The sequence below is a fragment of the Azospirillum lipoferum genome (genome assembly GCF_024170005.1).
In the GTDB taxonomy this organism is placed as follows: Bacteria; Pseudomonadota; Alphaproteobacteria; order Azospirillales; family Azospirillaceae; genus Azospirillum; species Azospirillum lipoferum.
The window spans coordinates 25,464-42,356 of the sequence record NZ_JALJXJ010000022.1 but is presented as its reverse complement, the minus strand read 5'-3'; the positions used below and the strand labels follow the sequence as shown (position 1 = coordinate 42,356).

Sequence of the window (16,893 nt, the reverse complement as noted above, 5' to 3'; positions counted from 1 at the left end):
GCGGGAAACTCCTCATGGCGAAGGCTTGGCTGAGGGGTCCGCCTGCGGCTGCGACCTTGTGAAGCGTCTTGCGGCCGGCCGGCGGCGGCCCCATTCTTGGGGGATGACCGTCCCGACCTCCCCCGCCGCACCGGCGCCCGGCTCCGCCAACGGACCCGGCACCGCCGCCAATCCACTTACCGCCCTGCGCGACCGCGCCGTGTGGATCTTCGACCTCGACAACACGCTCTACCCGGCGTCCTGCGACCTGTTCTCCCAGGTCGACCGCCGGATCAACGAGTTCATCGCCGCCCATTTCAACATCGGCATGGACGAGGCGCGGGTGCGGCAGAAGCAGTTCTTCCGCGAATACGGCACTACGCTGCGCGGCCTGATGATGGAGCATGACGTCGACCCCGTCGCCTATATGGACTATGTCCACGACATCGACGTCGCCGGTGTCCAGCCCTCCGCCCTGCTGGCCGACGCACTGGAACGCCTGCCGGGCCGCAAGATCATCTATACCAACGGCTCGGTCCGCCATGCCGAGAACGTCGCCGGCCGGCTGGGGATCCTCGACCGGTTCGATGCGGTGTTCGACATCGCCGCAGGCGGCTATGTGCCGAAGCCCGATCCACGCCCCTATGCCACCCTGGTGGAACGCTACGGTGTCGACCCGGCCGATGCCTGCATGGTGGAGGACATCGCCCGCAACCTCGCCCCTGCCCATGCGCTGGGCATGACCACCGTCTGGGTCCGCGGCGAGAAGGAATACGAAAAGGCCGGCGTCGGCGCCGGGGTCCACATCGACCACACCGTCGACGACCTGCCCTCCTGGCTGGCCGCGGTGGCTGGCCTGTAGGGCTTTGTCGCAAACCGGCCGATGTCGGCCGCGGGTACGGTTGACAGCGGGCGCGATGCGGCTCCATGGTGCCGTCCCTTGGACAATCGACAGCAGAACGACCGCGCCATGAGCCACGCCAGCCTGCAAGCCACCATCGACGCCGCCTGGGAAAACCGCGCCGATCTCACCACCGCCACCACCGGCCCCGTCCGCGACGCCGTGAACGCGGCGCTGGATGCGCTCGACGCCGGCGACCTGCGCGTCGCGGAGAAGACCGCGGACGGCTGGAAGGTCAACCAGTGGCTGAAGAAGGCGGTTCTGCTGTCCTTCCGCCTGAACGCCAACGAGATGATTCCCGGCGGTCCCGGCGGTTCCTCCTGGTATGACAAGGTGCCGCCGAAGTTCGAGGGCTGGAGCGAAGGCCAGTTCCAGAACGCCGGCTTCCGCGCCCTGCCCGGCGCCATCGCCCGCAAGTCGTCCTATGTCGCCCCCGGCGTCATCCTGATGCCCAGCTTCGTCAATGTCGGCGCCTATGTCGACAGCGGCACCATGGTCGACACCTGGGTCACCGTCGGCTCCTGCGCCCAGATCGGCAAGAACGTCCACCTGTCGGGCGGCGTCGGCATCGGCGGCGTGCTGGAGCCGCTGCAGGCCGACCCGGTCATCATCGAGGACAACTGCTTCATCGGCGCCCGCTCCGAGATCGTCGAGGGCGTGATCGTCGAGGAAGGTGCCGTCATCTCCATGGGCTGCTACATCGGCGCCTCGACCAAGATCATCGACCGCCACACCGGCGAGGTCTTCATGGGCCGCGTCCCGGCCTATTCGGTCGTTGTCCCCGGCTCGCTGCCCGGCAAGCCGCTGCCCGACGGCACCCCGGGCCCGAGCCTGTACTGCTGCGTCATCATCAAGCGCGTCGACGAGAAGACCCGCTCGAAGACGGCGATCAACGACCTGCTGCGGGATTGATCCGCTTCTAAGCCCGCACCGACCTTCTGCCCGAAACCGGTTCGAGCAGAAAGTCGGTTCGGGGCCATGACTTGCGAACCGGACCTTCCATGACCATCGACCCCGTCGCCCTCGCCCAGGACCTGATCCGCTGCCCCAGCGTCACGCCGCGCGACGACGGCGCGCTGGGCGTGCTGGAGGCGGCGCTGGCGCCGATGGGCTTCACCTGCCATCGCCTGCGCTTCCAGCAGGAGGGGACGGAGCCGGTCGAGAACCTCTATGCCCGGTTCGGCACCGAAGGACCGAACTTCTGCTTCGCCGGCCACACCGACGTGGTGCCGCCGGGCGACCGGGGCTGGACGGTCGATCCCTTCGCCGGCGCGGTGATGGGCGGACGGCTGTTCGGCCGCGGTGCGGTCGACATGAAGGGTGCCATCGCCGCCTTCGTCGCCGCCGTCTCCCGCCGGTTGCAGGACGGCCCGCCCGCCGGCTCGATCAGCCTGCTGATCACCGGCGACGAGGAAGGGGTGGCGATCAACGGCACCCGCAAGGTGCTGGACTGGCTGGCCGAGCGCGGCGAGCGCATCGACGCCTGCGTGGTGGGGGAACCGACCAACCCCAAGGCGCTGGGCGACATGATCAAGATCGGCCGGCGCGGCAGCCTGACCGGCTTCCTGACCGTGTTCGGCGCGCAGGGCCACGTCGCCTACCCGCATCTGGCCGACAACCCGCTGCCGCGGCTGGTCCGCATGCTGGCCGCCATCACCGAACACCCGATGGACGAGGGCACGGCGCATTTCCAGCCCTCGACCCTGGCGCTGACCACCATCGACGTCGGCAACACGGCGACCAACGTCATCCCGGCCCAGGGCAAGGCGACCTTCAACATCCGCTTCAACGACGCCCACACCCCGGCCAGCATCGAGGCGTGGCTGCGCCGGACCTTCGATGCCATCGGCGGCGCCTATGAACTGGAGGTCTACTGCTCCGGCGACAGCTTCGTCACCCCGCCCGGCCCGCTGACCGAACTGGTGGCCGAGGCGGTGGAGGGCGTGACCGGACGCCGGCCGGAATACTCGACCACCGGCGGCACGTCGGACGCCCGCTTCATCAAGAATGTCTGCCCGGTGGTGGAGTTCGGGCTGGTCGGCCAGACCATGCACAAGGTGGACGAATATTGTTCGGTGGAGGATCTGCGCCAGCTGACCGCCATCTACGAGTCGATCCTGAAGGGCGTGTTCACGCGCCTTGCCGGGTGACCAGCCTGACCGGGACGCCACGATGCCGCTGACCACCCCCGCCATCCTGTCCGCCCTGACCGGCGCCTGGCGGCTGGCCCGCTTCGACCGGACGGGGATGGAGTTTTTCGACCGCACGCCCGACGGCGCGCTGAACTCCTTCTACGCCGCGCTGGTGGTTCTGCCCGCCTATGCGCTGCTGCTGGCGATCCGGTTGTGGGACCAGCTGGATGGCACGCCGGTCCTGCAACTGGTGACGGTGGAGGGCATCGCCTACGTCGTCAGCTGGACCGCCTTCCCGCTCGCCCTGTTCCGCGTCGCGGCGCTGCTGGACAAGGAACAGCTCTATCCCGGGGCCTTGACCGCCTACAACTGGTCGGCGGTGGTGCAGATGGCGATCTATCTGCCGGCCATCGTGCTGTCGGCCACCGGCCTGCTGCCGTCCGGCGTGTCCGAAGCGCTGGTCTTCGGCGTCATGATGGTGATGCTGACCTACCAGTGGTTCGTGCTGCGTACCGCCCTGTCGCTGTCGGGTCTGGCCGCCGCCGCCCTGGTGATGCTGGACCTGTTCCTGTCAGCTGCGATCAGCGATCTGGCGGACGGGATGCTGTGAGGGCGGTCGCCGCCCCCACAAGTCCCATTCTCCCAATCACCCCTGCGTGCTGACGCCCGCTTCGGCGAAGGTCGCCATGCCGGCGTGGCAGGCGACGGCCGACTTCACGATGTTGATCGCCAGCGCCGCACCGGACCCCTCGCCCAGCCGCATGCCGAGATCGAGCAGCGGCTCCTTGCCGATGGCCTGCATCAGGCGGGTATGGCCCGGCTCGACCGAGCGATGGGCGACCATGCAATGGTCGAGCGCGCGGCGGTCGGCCTTGTAGAGCACGGCGGCGGCGGCGGTGCAGGCGAAGCCGTCGAGCAGCACCGGCACGCGGGCGACGCGGGCGGCCAGGATGGCGCCGGCGATGGCCGCGAACTCGTAGCCGCCCAGGCAGCGCAGCGCCTCGAACGGGTCGTCCTTCGCCTGCGGGTTGGCGACGACGCCGGCCTCCACCGCGGCGATCTTGCGGGCGAGCCCCTCGTCATCGATGCCGGTGCCGCGGCCGGTCCAGTCGGCCGCCTCGCCGCCAAATAGAGCAAGGCACAGCGCCGCCGCCGAGGTCGAGTTGGCAATGCCCATTTCGCCGAGCGCCAGCAACTGGACGCCCATCTCCACCGCCATCATGCCGTAGGCCATGGTGCGGCAGCATTCCTCCTCACCCATCGCCGGGCCCTGGGTGAAGTCGGCGGTCGGGTTCTCCAGGTCCAGCTCGTAGACGCGCAGGTCGGCATCGGCCACCTCGCAGAGCTGATTGACCGCGGCACCGCCGTTCTGGAAGTTGGCGACCATCTGCACCGTCACCTCGGCCGGATAAGCCGAGACGCCGCGGGCGGCCACGCCATGGTTGCCGGCGAAGACGGCTACGCGCGGGCGGCGCGCCTCGGCCGGGTGCTGTCCCTGCCAGGTCGCCATCCACTGCGCGATCTCCTCCAGCCGGCCGAGCGAACCGGCCGGCTTGGTCAGCTGCCGTTCGCGCTGGAGGGCCGCGGTGCCGGCCTCCAGGTCGGGGCCGGGCAGGTTGCGCACGAGCGCGCGGATTTCCTCGAAGGTGACGGCGGGCTGCTGGTTGCTCATGATCGGTCCTGAGGGGTGAGCGCCAAAAACGGCGCGACCTTGCACCCATCCGGTCCTCAAGTCAAAGCGCCAGCGTAGGGCATTTTGCCCCTTCCCCGCCCCGCTTCCGGGTTCAGGCCGCCTTGGAGACTGCCTGCGTTCCGGCAGCGCCCGCCGTGGCGGAGGCGACCGGCGTTGCCGATTCCGACCCGACGATCCGGCCCAGCCCCAGCCCGAAGCCCACCGCGACGCCGGTGCCCGATGACTGGTCGGTCCGCACCGGCTCGTCGCGCATGCGGCGATGTTCCTTGTCGCGCAGGCGGGCCGGGCGGCCGCTGACGCTGTCGACCTCGTCCGGCGTCTCCAGCGCGTTCAACGCCAGCACCTGATAGATCGACAGCGGCGTGCCGTTCAGCGCCTTGGCCGGGGCCATCGGCACCTGGGTGGTGAAACCGTCCGGCATGTCCTGCTTGCGCACCGCGTCGTTGGCCACCTGAGCCGGGGCGAAGTTGGCCATCGGGTTCTCCGAGAACTTCGAGGCGAAGCGGTCGTAGATCTCCTTCAGCGACTTCGCCTTGCCGGTGGCCTTGTCGTAGAAGACGTTCTTGTTGGCGGCAGCGGCGTCGGGGAAGACGTCGCGGGCGGTGCGGCCGGGGTTCTCCTGCATGGCGTTCAGGAACTTCGAGGCCCCACCGGCCCCCAGGAAATGCGCCATGTACAGCTCGGTCGAGCCGATCTTGCCGTCCACCGTCTCCTCCAGATACTCCTTGTTGTCGCGGGTGTATTCCGCGGCCATCAGGGCGGAGGCGGTGGGATCCTTGCGCAGTTCCAGGATCTCCTTCTTCATCTCCGGATCGGAGACATAGGGCCGGCCGTCGCCGCGGGTCTGGATGGCGTTGGCGTATTTGCCATAGCCGTGGTCGGCGCCATGATCCTTCATCGTCTGCAGCCAGGTGCTGTCGATGAACTGGTAGAGACCCGTCGCCGAGGAGGAGGGGGACTTTATGTCCGTGCGGTACCCGCTCTCCACGGCAGCTTTTTCCATGAGGTAGGAAAAATCGACCCCCGTCTTCGCACTGGCATTGCGCACGGCGGCCTCCACGGTGGCCGGGCCGCGGGCAGCGCCGGCGGCCTGGGTGGCGGCGTTGCTGGGATTGCCGAGGGCGGAAGCGTAGGTCATGGGTCGATCCCCGTGTGATGGCCCCGATGGGAGGCAGCCCCTCCTATGCAGACGCCGTGCCAGTCGACTGGAGCCTTGATGGGATCGTAGGTCGGGCCTAGCCTTTCCCCTCACGCGGCATCCCGCCCTCTCGCCAAGCGCCATCCGATGCTGTATGTTGACGTATAGGTAAAGAAAACAATCCTGCCCTGGGAGAACCGCCCCGCCATGACCTACACCGCTCCGGTCGACGATCTGCGCTTCGTCCTGAACGAGGTGGTGGGCCTCGACGCCATCGCTGCCCTGCCCCATTGCGACAGCGCCGCCCCCGATCTGGTCGACGCCATCCTGGAAGAGGCCGGCAAATTCGCCTCCGGCGTGCTCGCCCCGCTGAACCGGGTGGGCGACAAGGAAGGGGCGAAGCTGGAGAACGGCGTCGTCCGCACCGCCACCGGCTGGAAGGAAGCCTACGGCCAGTTCACCGAGGCCGGTTGGAACAGCCTGCCCTTCGAGCCGGACTATGGCGGTCAGGGCCTGCCCTGGACCGTCGCCTTCGCGGTGAACGAGATGTGGCAGGCCGCCAACCTGTCCTTCGGCCTGTGCCCGCTGCTGACCCAGGGCGCGGTGGATCTGCTGACCGAGCATGCGAGTGCGGAGCAGAAGGCGGTCTATCTGTCGAAGATGATCTCCGGCGAATGGACGGGAACGATGAACCTGACCGAACCGCAGGCGGGCAGCGACCTCGCCGCGGTACGGACCAGGGCGGTGCGGGCCGGCGACGGCAGCTATCGCATCACCGGCCAGAAGATCTTCATCACCTATGGCGAGCATGACCTGACGGAGAACATCGTCCATCTGGTGCTGGCCCGCCTGCCCGACGCCCCGGCCGGCATCAAGGGCATCAGCCTGTTCATCGTGCCGAAGTTCCTGCCCAACCCCGACGGAACGCCCGGCCGGCGCAACGACCTGCGCTGCGCCAGCCTGGAACACAAGCTGGGCATCATGGCCAGCCCGACCGCTGTCATGGCCTATGGCGACGATGGCGGGGCCATCGGCTACCTCGTCGGCGAGGAGAACCGCGGCATCGAATACATGTTCACGATGATGAACAACGCCCGGCTCGGCGTCGGCATCCAGGGCGTCGCGATCGCGGAGCGCGCCTACCAGCAGGCCCGCGACTACGCCAGGAGCCGCGTGCAGAGCAAGGATCTGGCCGATCCCAAGGGTTCCGGCGTCGCCATCATCAAGCATCCCGATGTGCGCCGCATGCTGCTGGACATGCGTGCCAAGACCGAGGCCGCCCGCGCGCTGGCGCTCTATGCCGGCACGCAGTTGGACATCTCCCGCCACCACGAGGATCCGGCGGTGCGCACCGCCGCCACGGCGCGGGTCGACGTGCTGACCCCCATCGTCAAGGCGTGGTCGACCGACATCGGCTGCGAGGTGGCCTCCACCGGCGTGCAGATCCATGGTGGCATGGGCTTCATCGAGGAGACCGGCGCCGCCCAGCATTACCGCGACGCCCGCATCACCCCGATCTATGAGGGCACCAACGGCATCCACGGCAACGACCTGACCTTCCGCAAGACCGGCCGCGACAAGGGGGCCGCAGCCCGCGCCTTCGTCACCGACATGCGGGCGACGGCGGAGGAACTGGGTGCCGCCCCCGGCGACGATCTCGCGGTGATCCGGACCGAGCTGTCGGCCGGGCTCGACGCGCTGGACAGGGCCATCGACTGGATGGTCGTCACCCAGGCGGAAGGCGATCTGCAAGGGGCCGCCGCCGGTGCGGTGGCGTATCTGAAGCTGTGGGGGAATGTCGCCGGCGGCTGGATGCTCGCCCGCTCGGCGATGAAGGCGATGGAGGGTCTGCGCCAGCCCGGTGCCAACGCCTCCTTCCTGGAAACCAAGCTGATCGTCGCGCGCTTCTACGCCGAGCAGGTTCTGGCGACCGCCCCCGCCCTGCTGCCGACCATCGCCAGCGCCCGCAACACAGTAATGGCGCTGAGCGAGGAGCAGTTCTGACCAGACTGTTCAGCCCCTCTCTCCAAGGTGGGAGAGGGGCTTTCCCTGCGTTGCTCCCGCCTGCCCGTCTGCCGTCTCTCAGAGTTCCCCGATTTTTCGGAGAGCTTTGTTATCACCTATCGAATGAGCAGGGTCCGAATGGCTGGCTGAACATCTTCGCAATCGGTGATAGCGTCTTATTGTTCACGTCACCAACAAAGATGAAGTCGAAAGCCATGACTGAGACCGAGACTCATACGGGACGCTGCTTCTGCGGTGCGGTGGAGGTAGAGGTCACCGGTTCGCCGGAGGCCATGGGCTATTGCCATTGCCGGTCCTGCCGCTCCTGGTCCGGAGGTCCGGTCAATGCCTTCACCCTGTGGAAGCCCGAAGCCGTGCGCGTGACCGCCGGTGCCGAACATCTCGCGACTTTCCAGAAGACGCCACTCAGCCAGCGCCAATATTGCGCGAAGTGCGGCGGGCATCTGATGACCAATCACCCGCCGCTCAGCCTCGTGGATGTCTTCTCGGCGACGCTGCCGACCCTGACCTTCACCCCCGCCGTCCACGTCAACTATGCGGAGACCGTGCTGCCGATGCGGGACGGTCTGCCGAAGCTGAAGGACTTCCCGGCGGAGTTCGGCGGTTCCGGCGAAATGATGGCGGAATAGCGTCTACGCTCACCAGTAGCGCATCGCGTCCGCGTACAGCCCGCGCAGGTCGTCCTCAGACACCGGACACGGGGCGATGGTCAGCAGGCGTTGCTGGGCGGCGGCTCCTCTAACCAGCCCCGGAATGTCGGCCTCGCCATAGCCGAGTGCCGACAACCCGTTCGGCAACCCGGTCGTCCGCATCATCGAGATCAGCCGGGTCGCCAACAGTTCGCCGCCATCCTCCGGTGAGGCGCCGCGCGTATCGGCGCCCAGCGCCTCGGCAGCACGCAGATGGGCTTCGGGCGCTGCCGGTCCGGTGAAGCGGAAGGCGGCCGGGGCGTTCAGCACCACCGAGATGCCGTGCGGCACCATCGGGTCCACCGTCTCGTAGCCTGTCGCGGTGAAGCTGTGGTTCATCCCCGCCACCGAATAGGACATGGCGTGCGGGATGTGGACGCCGGCATTGCCGAAGGCCAGACCGGCCAGCGTCGCCGCGAACATCAGCGCGTCGCGGGCCTCCAGGCAGTCGGGGTCGTTGACCGCCCGTTCCAGCCACTGCCCGCCGAGCCGGATCGCTTGCAGGCTGCCGATGTCCGACCAGGGGTTGGCGCCTTGGTAGGGCGGGCGGGCCGTCGGCGACTCAGGGCGCGGGCGCGAGCGGAAGGGACGCGCGGTGTGGCTCTCGATGGCGTGGGTCAGCACGTCGAAGCCGGTGGCGGCGATGGCGCCGGGCGGCAGGCTGTCGATGGTGCGCGGATCGACGACGGCGAGGCTCGGCCGCAGGTAGCGCGACGAGATGCCGGTCTTCACCTGCTTTTCCACATGGTCGAAGATGGCGACGCCGGTGGTCTCGCTGCCGGTGCCGCAGGTGGTCGGACAGGCGATGTGCGGCTTGACCGGGCCGGGAACCGGGATGCCCTCCCCCAGCGGCTTGTTGACGTAGGCGAGGAAGTCGGCCGGATATGTCGCGTAGAGGTTCGCCGCCTTGGCGGTGTCGATCACCGATCCGCCGCCGACCGAAACATAGCCGTCGAACCCGCCATCCCGCGCGAAATCGGCGGCGTCGAGGAAGGAGGTGCTGGTCGGCTCCACCCGGCAGCGGTCATAGACCACCGGGTCCACGCCCGCCCGCTTCAGCGAGTCGAGCGCCATGGCGAAGGGCGCCGTCGCCGCTACCCGCGGATCGGTGAACAGCGCCACCCGAGTCATGCCCAGCGACAGCGCGTCGCCGCCCAGTTCCGCCAGCATGCCGGGGCCGAACTTCATCCGCGCCGCCTCGACGGTGAAGCCCTCCTCGCCGTCGGGCAGAATGGGATAGGCGTTGCCTTGCGTATCGCTATGCATGAGGGGCTGCTCCTCCGGTGGCGGTGGCCGGGTTCATCCCCAGCCCATCCTTTACCGTATGGGAACGCCCCCCGACCAGCCTGTCAATGCGTCCGTTGGTCCAACAGACTGTCTGTCGGCAGATCGTCAGCCGGCGACGGCTCCGGCTCCGGCTCCGGCGGCGCGCCGGCCGAGGGTGGCCGCAGCAGCCGCTGATAGAGCCAGCCGGTGCCGACCAGACTGAGGCCGAGACCGAGGAAGGAGGCGACGCGGTACATCCCCTCCAGGTCCGACATGTCGCTGAGGAACACCTTGGCGACCACCGCCAGCACGAGAACAAGCCCGGCATGGCGCATCCAGCCCCAGCCGAAGCGGATGCCCACCACCAGCATCGCCACTGCGAACAGCAGGAATCCGGCGGAATAGCTGTACCACTCGGCGTCCGACATCTCGTAGCCGGACAGGATCGGCCCCTGGAAGGCGCGGCGGATCTCCAGCGCCAGATTGGTGGCGATCAGCAGCAGCGGCAGCACCGGGGCGGCACTGCGCAAGGCACGCGACGGCGGCGGATCGTACCACAGATAGACCAGCCCCAGCACGGCCGGCGCGCCATAGGCCAGCAGCAGCCGGTTGACCACCGGCCAGTTGCCCACCCACTCGTCGTTCCACAACGGGTTCAGCGCCACCAGATGCAGGAGCAGGGCGGTCGCCACAGCCAGCAGCACCAGCAGGCGCCGCCCCCACACCGCAACGGGTCGCGCGTTCCACCGCCGGTCGGCCGCCAGCAGCAGGGCAAGGCCGAGCCAGGAGAGGGTGTGCAGCGCCACCTCCGCCAGGGAGGACGGCGCCTCTTGCAGGCTGCCGGCCATCCAGCGGTGGATGCCCAGCGACAGCATCAGCGTGGTGAAGATCAGGGCACCGGCCTCCAGCACCATCACCACCAGATCGTCGCCTTTCCCATCCGGTGCCGACCGCATCCAGCGCGCCGCCAGAATGAAGCCCAGCGCCGGCAGGCCGTAGCCGTAGGCGATCCAGCCATAACCCTCGTAATCCAGCACGGAGGGGTTGATCGCCAGCCGCACCAGCACGGCGGCCGCCACCAGCAGGGTGACGCCGCGCAGTTCCCGCAGGTTCAGCTGCCGCTCCAGCCATGCCAGCACCGGCACCTGCATCGCCAGCGCCACGGTCAGCCACGCCTCCTGCAAGACCATGGTGGCGCCGAGCGCGATGGCGCCGGTGGCCCCGGCGGCGAAGGCGGCCAGCCCCAGCGAGGCGCCCGGCCGGTGGCGGTGGCGGCCCAGCGGCGTGGTGGCACCGACCAGCAGCGCCGCCAGCCCCAGCGCCGCCGCCGGCCAGCCGATGGCGGTCTCCGGCGGTTCCACCAGCGCATAGGCCAGCGTCAGCAGGGCCAGCGGCACCAGCGCCGAGAGCGAGGCCCACAGTGCCGCCCGCCGGGCGTCCCACAGCGCGACGAAGCCGCCGATCCCGAACAGGGCGGCAAACCCGCCCGCCACCCACAGGAAGCGCCCGACCGCCGCCGGATAGCCGGCCGGATCGGCGACGATCAGCGGCTGACCATCGGCATTCAGCGGCGGCGGGCTGGCGGGCACGTAGGGCAGGCTCCAGGGCGCCAGCGACAGCAGGACGGTCAGCGCCGCGATCCAGGCGACGCCGGCGATCCGCTCCGTCCGCCGCCCGCCGACCATCGCCAGCAGGGCGAACAGGGCGAGGACGATCTGCGACACCGACCCGTGCGAATCGAGCCAGGTGACGGCGGCGACCAGCACCCCGAACATCATCGTCGCCGTCATCGCCAGCCGGTCGGCGGGATGGCGCTGCCTGCGCCGGATCCAGTCGGGCAGAGCGGTGCGCCAGCCGGTGGCGGGAATCGGCTCCGGCAATGTCTGGTCCAGCACGCCGCGCACCGCCGGCACCAGGAACAGCGCGGAGGTCAGCAGCAGATAGAGGCCGGTCGGCAGCTCGTCGCCGCTGCGCCAGGGGTCGATCATCCACAGAAGCGGCCAGACCGCCGCACCGGCCAGTGCCCCCCAGCCGAGCCAGCGCCAGCCGCGATACAGCACCACCGCCATGCCCGCCCCGTTCAGCGCCAGCAGATAGGCGAACAGGCTCCAGGCATCCGGATTGCCGGTGGAGACCAGAATGGGGGAGACGTAGCCGGCCAGCAGGCCCAGCGCCGCGATGAACGGCCCTTGCAACAGCGACAGGCCGATGGCGGCCAGCGACAGGCCGACCAGCAGCGCGAAGGCCACCAGCGGCGCGAACAGGCCGAACAGGGCGAAGCCGCCATAGACGCTGATGAAGGCGGTGAACAGACCGGCGGCGGTCAGGGCCGGCGGCACGTAATCCGGCTGCAAGGCGGCGACGGCGCGCTGCATCGGCCGGCGGCGCAGCCACTCGCCGCCCACCATCAGCCCGAGGCCGGCGAGCAACCCCAGCGCCACCCGCACCGACGGCCCGAGCCAGCCATGGTCGACCGACAGCTTGATGAAGAAGGCCGCCGCCAGCGCCATGGTGCCGCCGCCGAGCCAGATCAGCCAGCGCGAGGCCAGCGATTCCTCCAGCTCGCGCCATCCCGGTCGCGCCGCCGCCGGGGCTGCGGGTTGCGGGGCAGGCGTTGGCGGCGGTGCCGGTTCTTCGACGATCGATGCCGCCTCCGGCACGAAGACCGGTTCGCCGACCGGCTCCTCTTCGGGCGGCGTCTCGACTTCCGGGACCGTTGCTTCAGCGGGTGCCGCCTCCGCGGCGGACGGCAGCGAGGCTCCGGTTGGGACGCCGGTCAGGACCTTGTCCAGCCGGCCGCGCAGAAGGGCGATTTCCGCCGCCTGCACCTTCAGCCGCCGGTCGAGCCGGTGGGTGATGAAGCCGAAAATCAGCAGTAGGACGACGAACTCCATGACCGCACCGCCTGCACGCCGCTGCCCCTGACCGGGACCAGTTCGCGGCAGCATAATCTTGCAACAATGCACTGTCTCGGTCGTGCTGGGGGCTCATCCTTTCGTGGATTCGCCCGATAATCGAGGCTTCGTCAGGGGGATCGCGCCGCCAGCCGCGCCATGGTCGCCAGCGCGTCGTCGACGGCGTGGAAGTCGGCGGTGTTGTCGAAGACGCACCAGACCGGCCGCAGCGCCGCCTCCGCCAGGAGCCGCTCGGCCAGCGCGTCCAGCACCGCCGGTTCGTAGGCCGAGCGGTACATCACCGGCGAGCCGTGCAGCCGCCAATAGCGCAGGCCGTCCCAACCACCCGGCTCGCCCGCTCCCGGCACCGGGGCGGGATCGGCGGCGACGCGGGCGACGCGGTGGGCGACCAGCAGAACCTCGGCCGCATCGGTGAACCAGGAGGCGTGGCGCGGCTCGCACGCCACATCGCCGTCGAACTTGGCGCGCAGCAGGGCGAAGAACCCCTCTGCCACCCCCCGGTCGAAACGCAGGCTGGGCGGCAATTGCACCAGCAGCGGACCGAAGCGGTCGCCCAGCATTCCGGCTTCCGCCAGGAAACGGTCCAGCGCCGCCTCTATGCCGACCAGCCGGGCCTCGTGGCTGATCGCCTTGGGCAGCTTCACCGCGAACCGGAAACCCAGCGGAGTGGAGGCGGCCCAGCGTTCCCAGGTCTCCGGCTTGTGCGGGCGGTAGAAGCTGCTGTTCACCTCGGTCATCGGCATGACGCGGGCGGTGCGTTCCAGATGGGTGCCGTCGACGGGAAAGGCGGGTGCCGAGAGCTTCGGAATGCTCCAGCCGGCGGTGCCGATCCGGATCGGGTGCGCCGCGGAGTATGCCATCACTCGGCCGGAAGTCCCTGGGGTGGGGCGGTTCCGTCATTGTCACGGCCGCGACGGGCGCGCAGCGACTCGGCCTCCACGAAGATGCGGCGGATGATCGGGTATTGCTTGCGGATGCGGCTTTCCAGCGTGCAGACGGCATCCTCCACCTCGCGGGCGTTCAGGCTGTCCTGGAACTCCACCGACAGGTTCAGCAGCACGTCGTCAGGACCCATATGCATGGTCAGCACGTCGAGCGGCCGCTTCACCCGCGCCTCCTCGCCGACGATGCGGCGGATGCCCTCGACGACGCGACGGTCGGCCGACTCGCCGATCAGCAGCCCCTTCGATTCGTAGGCCAGCAGCGCCGCCACCACCGCCAGCACCACGCCGATGGCGATGGAGGCATAGGCGTCGAAGATCGGGTTGCCGGTCACCTCGCCCAGCGTCAGGCCGATGCCGGCCAGCAGCAGGCCGATCAGCGCCGCGGTGTCCTCCAGCAGCACGACGAAGACCGACGGGTTCTTCGAGCGATGGACGGCGGACAGGATGCCGATACCGCTCTGGCCGCGGCGGAACTCGCGCAGCGCGACGATCCAGGAAAAGCCCTCGAACAGCACGGCGAAGCCCAGCACGGCGAAATTGACCCAGGGGCTTTCGACCGGTTCGGGATGGGACAGCGCGTGCCAGCCATCATAGATGGACAGGCCGGCGCCGATGCCGAACAGCAGCACGGCGACGACGAAGGACCAGAAATACACCTCGCGCCCATGGCCGAAGGGGTGTTGCGGCGTCGGCGGACGGCGGGCGCGGCGGATGCCGTAGAGCAGCAGAAGCTGGTTGCCGCTGTCGACGACGGAATGAATCGCCTCGCTGAACATGGCGGCGCTGCCGGTCATCGCGCTGGCGACGAACTTGGTCAGCGCGATCATCAGATTGCCGCCGAGCGCTGCGAGCACGACCTTGGTGGAGCCTTCGGTCAAAACGGGAACCCTTCGCTGGAGCGGACGGACTGCGCATCAGCAACGTCCACCGGCCGCAGCGGTTCCCTATGCCTTCCGCTAAGCCATCAAGGGCCGCGCAGGGTGCGCCAGGCGCAGACCGCGGCGTAGTAGACCGAAGTCGCCAGCCACAGACCGAACAGCCAACCCGGCCGTGCCGGCTCCAGCACCACCAGCGCGATACAGCAGAGCAGCCACACGGTGGTCACCGCGATGTTCAGCGGCATCAGCGCCTTGACGCGGAAGGGATGCAGGAACTTGACGGTGGTGAAGGTCAGCAGCCCCAGCGCCACCACCACCGCGGCATTGAACCAGGGATTGAGGTCGAGCAGCCAGAGATAGAGAGCCACCACGTTCCAGATCGCCGGGAAGCCGACGAAGTAGTTGTCGCCGCTCTTCATCCCGACATTGGCGAAGCAGTAGAGCGCCGTCAGCAGGATCCAGGCGGCAAGGCCGACGCTGACCAGCCCCTCCGGCAGCAGGCCGAATCGGTGCATGAAGACCGCCGGCACCACGACATAGGTCAGGTAGTCGATCACCAGATCCAGCGCCGAACCGTCGATGCCCGGCAGCACCTGCTTGACCGAGACGCGGCGGGCCAGCGTGCCGTCGACGCCATCGACGACCAGCGCCACGCCCAGCCACATCAGGCACAGCTTGGCATCGCCCGCCGCCGCCGCCAACAGGCCGAGCAGCCCCAGCACGGCGCCGCTGGCCGTGAAGATGTGAACGCCCCAAGCCGACAGGCGATGGGTGATTCCGTAGGCGGCGCTCATGCCGATGTTTTCCGTGGGTGGCAAGGACAAGGCAAATAACCTGAACGGGGCGGGGCTGGAACGGTAGGCGGTGAGGCGGGCGGATTTTCTGACACAGATGAACGCAGATAAACACAGAATTGTGGGGGTACGAAACCCCCGGTTCCGCCCACGCTGACGTGCGCGACCGTCCCCGCTCCCTTCTTCAGGCTGCCTGCACCGTGCCCTGTCGGAAGGCGGCCCGGCCAGCCAGCGCCTCCGGCATCGGGCCGCCGGTCGCCCAATCCAGCAGTTCCACCGTATGGACCACCGGCAGTCCGGTCCCGCCCGCGATCTGGGTGATGCAGCCGAGATTGCCGGCCGCCACCGCCTGGGCCTGGGTGCTTTCGATGGCGGCGACCTTGCGGGTCCGCAGTTCCCCAGCCAGCTCCGGCTGCAACATGTTGTAGGTGCCGGCCGACCCGCAGCAGAGATGCGCGTCGGGAATCTCCTTGACCAGGAAGCCGGCGGCACGCAGCAGGGCACGCGGCGGTTCCTTGATGCGCTGGCCGTGCTGCATGGAACAGGCGGAGTGGTAGGCGACCGCCTGCCCGGTCTCCACCACCGGGCGTGCCAGCCCGATCTCGTCCATCAGTTCGGTGACATCCCGAGCCAGCCCCGCCACCCGCGCCGCCTTGGCGGCATAGGCGGCGTCCTCGCGGAACATGTGGCCGTAATCCTTGACGCTGGTGCCGCAGCCGGACGCATTGATGACGATGGCGTCCAACCCCCCGCCCTCGATCTCCTTCATCCAGGCGTCGATGGTCTTCTTCGCGGCGGCGTGGGCGAGCTCCTCCTTGCCCATATGGTGCGTCAAGGCGCCGCAGCAGTCGGCCCCCTTCGACACCACCACCTCGACCCCATGACGGGTCAGCAGGCGGATCGTCGCCTCGTTGATCTGCGGGGCCAGCACCTGCTGGGCGCAGCCGATCAGCAGGGCGACCCGCTTCCTGCGTGGCCCCTCCGCCGGATGCACGCCGGGCCGGTCGCTGTAGCTCGGCGCCGGGACGCTGGACGGGGTCAGCGCCAGCATCGCCGACAGCCGCTTGGGCAGCATCGCGCGGAAGGGCCGGCCCAGGGAGGCGCCGAGCGAAGCCCCCAGCAGGGCCAGCCGGAACAGCCGCGGGTTGGGCAGCACCCGCGCGATCAGGTCGCGCACCGCCCGGTCGGCCGGCGGACGGCTATGGGTCGCCTCGATATGGGCGCGGGCGTGATCGACCAGATGCATGTAATGGACGCCCGACGGGCAGGTCGTCATGCAGGACAGGCAGGACAGGCAGCGGTCGATGTGCTTGACCGTGCTGTCAGGCGGCGGGCCGCCCTTTTCCAGCATGTCCTTGATCTGGTAGATGCGGCCGCGCGGGCTGTCCAGCTCGTCCCCCAGGATGGTGTAGGTCGGACAGGTCGCGGTGCAGAAGCCGCAATGCACGCATTTGCGCAGGATCTGTTCCGAGTCGCGGATCGCGGCATCGGCCAACTGGGCCAGCGAGAAGTTGGTTTGCATCGAGATCGGTCTTCCCG

Annotated in this window: 14 protein-coding genes; 6 read left to right on the top strand and 8 right to left on the bottom strand. The window is 68.9% G+C overall.

What is annotated here, in order from left to right; translation table 11 throughout:
* Positions 1–103 precede the first annotated feature (103 nt).
* The 4 genes from J2848_RS32710 to J2848_RS32695 all read left to right on the top strand — a co-directional run bounded on the left by J2848_RS32710 (position 104) and on the right by J2848_RS32695 (position 3,622).
* A complete protein-coding gene (locus J2848_RS32710; RefSeq protein WP_149234839.1) occupies positions 104–841 on the top strand; it encodes a pyrimidine 5'-nucleotidase in 738 nt (245 codons plus the stop codon).
* A gap of 108 nt (positions 842–949) precedes the next feature.
* Positions 950–1,792, top strand: coding sequence for a 2,3,4,5-tetrahydropyridine-2,6-dicarboxylate N-succinyltransferase (gene dapD, locus J2848_RS32705; RefSeq protein WP_109443751.1), 843 nt, complete (start codon positions 950–952; stop codon positions 1,790–1,792).
* Between the two features lie 89 nt (positions 1,793–1,881).
* Positions 1,882–3,030, top strand: coding sequence for a succinyl-diaminopimelate desuccinylase (dapE, locus tag J2848_RS32700; RefSeq protein WP_149234840.1), 1,149 nt, complete (start codon positions 1,882–1,884; stop codon positions 3,028–3,030).
* A gap of 22 nt (positions 3,031–3,052) precedes the next feature.
* Entirely contained in the window at positions 3,053–3,622 is a 570-nt protein-coding gene (locus J2848_RS32695; RefSeq protein ID WP_149234841.1) for a hypothetical protein, read from the top strand.
* A 36-nt stretch (positions 3,623–3,658) separates the two neighbouring features.
* Here J2848_RS32695 and cobT read toward each other — a convergent pair whose 3' ends face one another.
* Positions 3,659–4,684, bottom strand: a complete 1,026-nt coding sequence (gene cobT, locus J2848_RS32690) for a nicotinate-nucleotide--dimethylbenzimidazole phosphoribosyltransferase (RefSeq protein ID WP_149234842.1) — start codon at positions 4,682–4,684, stop codon at positions 3,659–3,661.
* 112 nt (positions 4,685–4,796) lie between these two features.
* Positions 4,797–5,843, bottom strand: a complete 1,047-nt coding sequence (locus J2848_RS32685; protein ID WP_149234843.1) for a lysozyme family protein — start codon at positions 5,841–5,843, stop codon at positions 4,797–4,799.
* 207 nt (positions 5,844–6,050) lie between these two features.
* Between J2848_RS32685 and J2848_RS32680 the strand changes: the two genes are divergently transcribed.
* Together J2848_RS32680 and J2848_RS32675 are read left to right on the top strand one after the other, a co-directional pair.
* On the top strand, positions 6,051–7,847 hold the full coding sequence (locus tag J2848_RS32680; RefSeq protein ID WP_149234844.1) for an acyl-CoA dehydrogenase: 1,797 nt from the start codon (positions 6,051–6,053) through the stop codon (positions 7,845–7,847).
* 215 nt (positions 7,848–8,062) lie between these two features.
* A complete protein-coding gene (locus J2848_RS32675; RefSeq protein WP_149234845.1) occupies positions 8,063–8,497 on the top strand; it encodes a GFA family protein in 435 nt (144 codons plus the stop codon).
* Between the two features lie 9 nt (positions 8,498–8,506).
* Here J2848_RS32675 and J2848_RS32670 read toward each other — a convergent pair whose 3' ends face one another.
* The 6 genes from J2848_RS32670 to glcF all read right to left on the bottom strand — a co-directional run bounded on the left by J2848_RS32670 (position 8,507) and on the right by glcF (position 16,876).
* The gene (locus J2848_RS32670) at positions 8,507–9,823 is read right to left on the bottom strand and encodes a hydroxyacid-oxoacid transhydrogenase (protein ID WP_149234846.1); all 1,317 of its coding nucleotides are present in this window, start codon (positions 9,821–9,823) and stop codon (positions 8,507–8,509) included.
* 83 nt (positions 9,824–9,906) lie between these two features.
* Positions 9,907–12,717 carry a DUF2339 domain-containing protein gene (locus J2848_RS32665; protein ID WP_149234847.1) on the bottom strand — a complete coding sequence of 937 codons (2,811 nt, stop codon included), beginning with the start codon at positions 12,715–12,717 and terminating at the stop codon, positions 9,907–9,909.
* 131 nt (positions 12,718–12,848) lie between these two features.
* The gene (locus tag J2848_RS32660) at positions 12,849–13,598 is read right to left on the bottom strand and encodes a DUF72 domain-containing protein (protein ID WP_149234877.1); all 750 of its coding nucleotides are present in this window, start codon (positions 13,596–13,598) and stop codon (positions 12,849–12,851) included.
* Complete coding sequence (locus tag J2848_RS32655) at positions 13,598–14,560, bottom strand: cation diffusion facilitator family transporter (RefSeq protein WP_149234848.1); 963 nt, start codon at positions 14,558–14,560, stop codon at positions 13,598–13,600. Before J2848_RS32655 ends, J2848_RS32660 begins: the two co-directional genes overlap by 1 nt.
* A gap of 86 nt (positions 14,561–14,646) precedes the next feature.
* The gene (gene pcsA, locus J2848_RS32650; protein WP_149234849.1) at positions 14,647–15,354 is read right to left on the bottom strand and encodes a phosphatidylcholine synthase; all 708 of its coding nucleotides are present in this window, start codon (positions 15,352–15,354) and stop codon (positions 14,647–14,649) included.
* Between the two features lie 184 nt (positions 15,355–15,538).
* Positions 15,539–16,876 carry a glycolate oxidase subunit GlcF gene (gene glcF / locus J2848_RS32645; protein WP_149234850.1) on the bottom strand — a complete coding sequence of 446 codons (1,338 nt, stop codon included), beginning with the start codon at positions 16,874–16,876 and terminating at the stop codon, positions 15,539–15,541.
* Positions 16,877–16,893 lie beyond the last annotated feature (17 nt).

Bases quoted from the DNA above. Each gene is read 5' to 3' on its own strand.
- J2848_RS32710 (WP_149234839.1), top strand. From the start codon at position 104: ATGACCGTCCCGACCTCCCCCGCCGCACCGGCGCCCGGCTCCGCCAAC.
- dapD (WP_109443751.1), top strand. From the start codon at position 950: ATGAGCCACGCCAGCCTGCAAGCCACCATCGACGCCGCCTGGGAAAAC.
- dapE (WP_149234840.1), top strand. From the start codon at position 1,882: ATGACCATCGACCCCGTCGCCCTCGCCCAGGACCTGATCCGCTGCCCC.
- J2848_RS32695 (WP_149234841.1), top strand. From the start codon at position 3,053: ATGCCGCTGACCACCCCCGCCATCCTGTCCGCCCTGACCGGCGCCTGG.
- cobT (WP_149234842.1), bottom strand. From the start codon at position 4,684: ATGAGCAACCAGCAGCCCGCCGTCACCTTCGAGGAAATCCGCGCGCTC.
- J2848_RS32685 (WP_149234843.1), bottom strand. From the start codon at position 5,843: ATGACCTACGCTTCCGCCCTCGGCAATCCCAGCAACGCCGCCACCCAG.
- J2848_RS32680 (WP_149234844.1), top strand. From the start codon at position 6,051: ATGACCTACACCGCTCCGGTCGACGATCTGCGCTTCGTCCTGAACGAG.
- J2848_RS32675 (WP_149234845.1), top strand. From the start codon at position 8,063: ATGACTGAGACCGAGACTCATACGGGACGCTGCTTCTGCGGTGCGGTG.
- J2848_RS32670 (WP_149234846.1), bottom strand. From the start codon at position 9,823: ATGCATAGCGATACGCAAGGCAACGCCTATCCCATTCTGCCCGACGGC.
- J2848_RS32665 (WP_149234847.1), bottom strand. From the start codon at position 12,717: ATGGAGTTCGTCGTCCTACTGCTGATTTTCGGCTTCATCACCCACCGG.
- J2848_RS32660 (WP_149234877.1), bottom strand. From the start codon at position 13,598: ATGGCATACTCCGCGGCGCACCCGATCCGGATCGGCACCGCCGGCTGG.
- pcsA (WP_149234849.1), bottom strand. From the start codon at position 15,354: ATGAGCGCCGCCTACGGAATCACCCATCGCCTGTCGGCTTGGGGCGTT.
- glcF (WP_149234850.1), bottom strand. From the start codon at position 16,876: ATGCAAACCAACTTCTCGCTGGCCCAGTTGGCCGATGCCGCGATCCGC.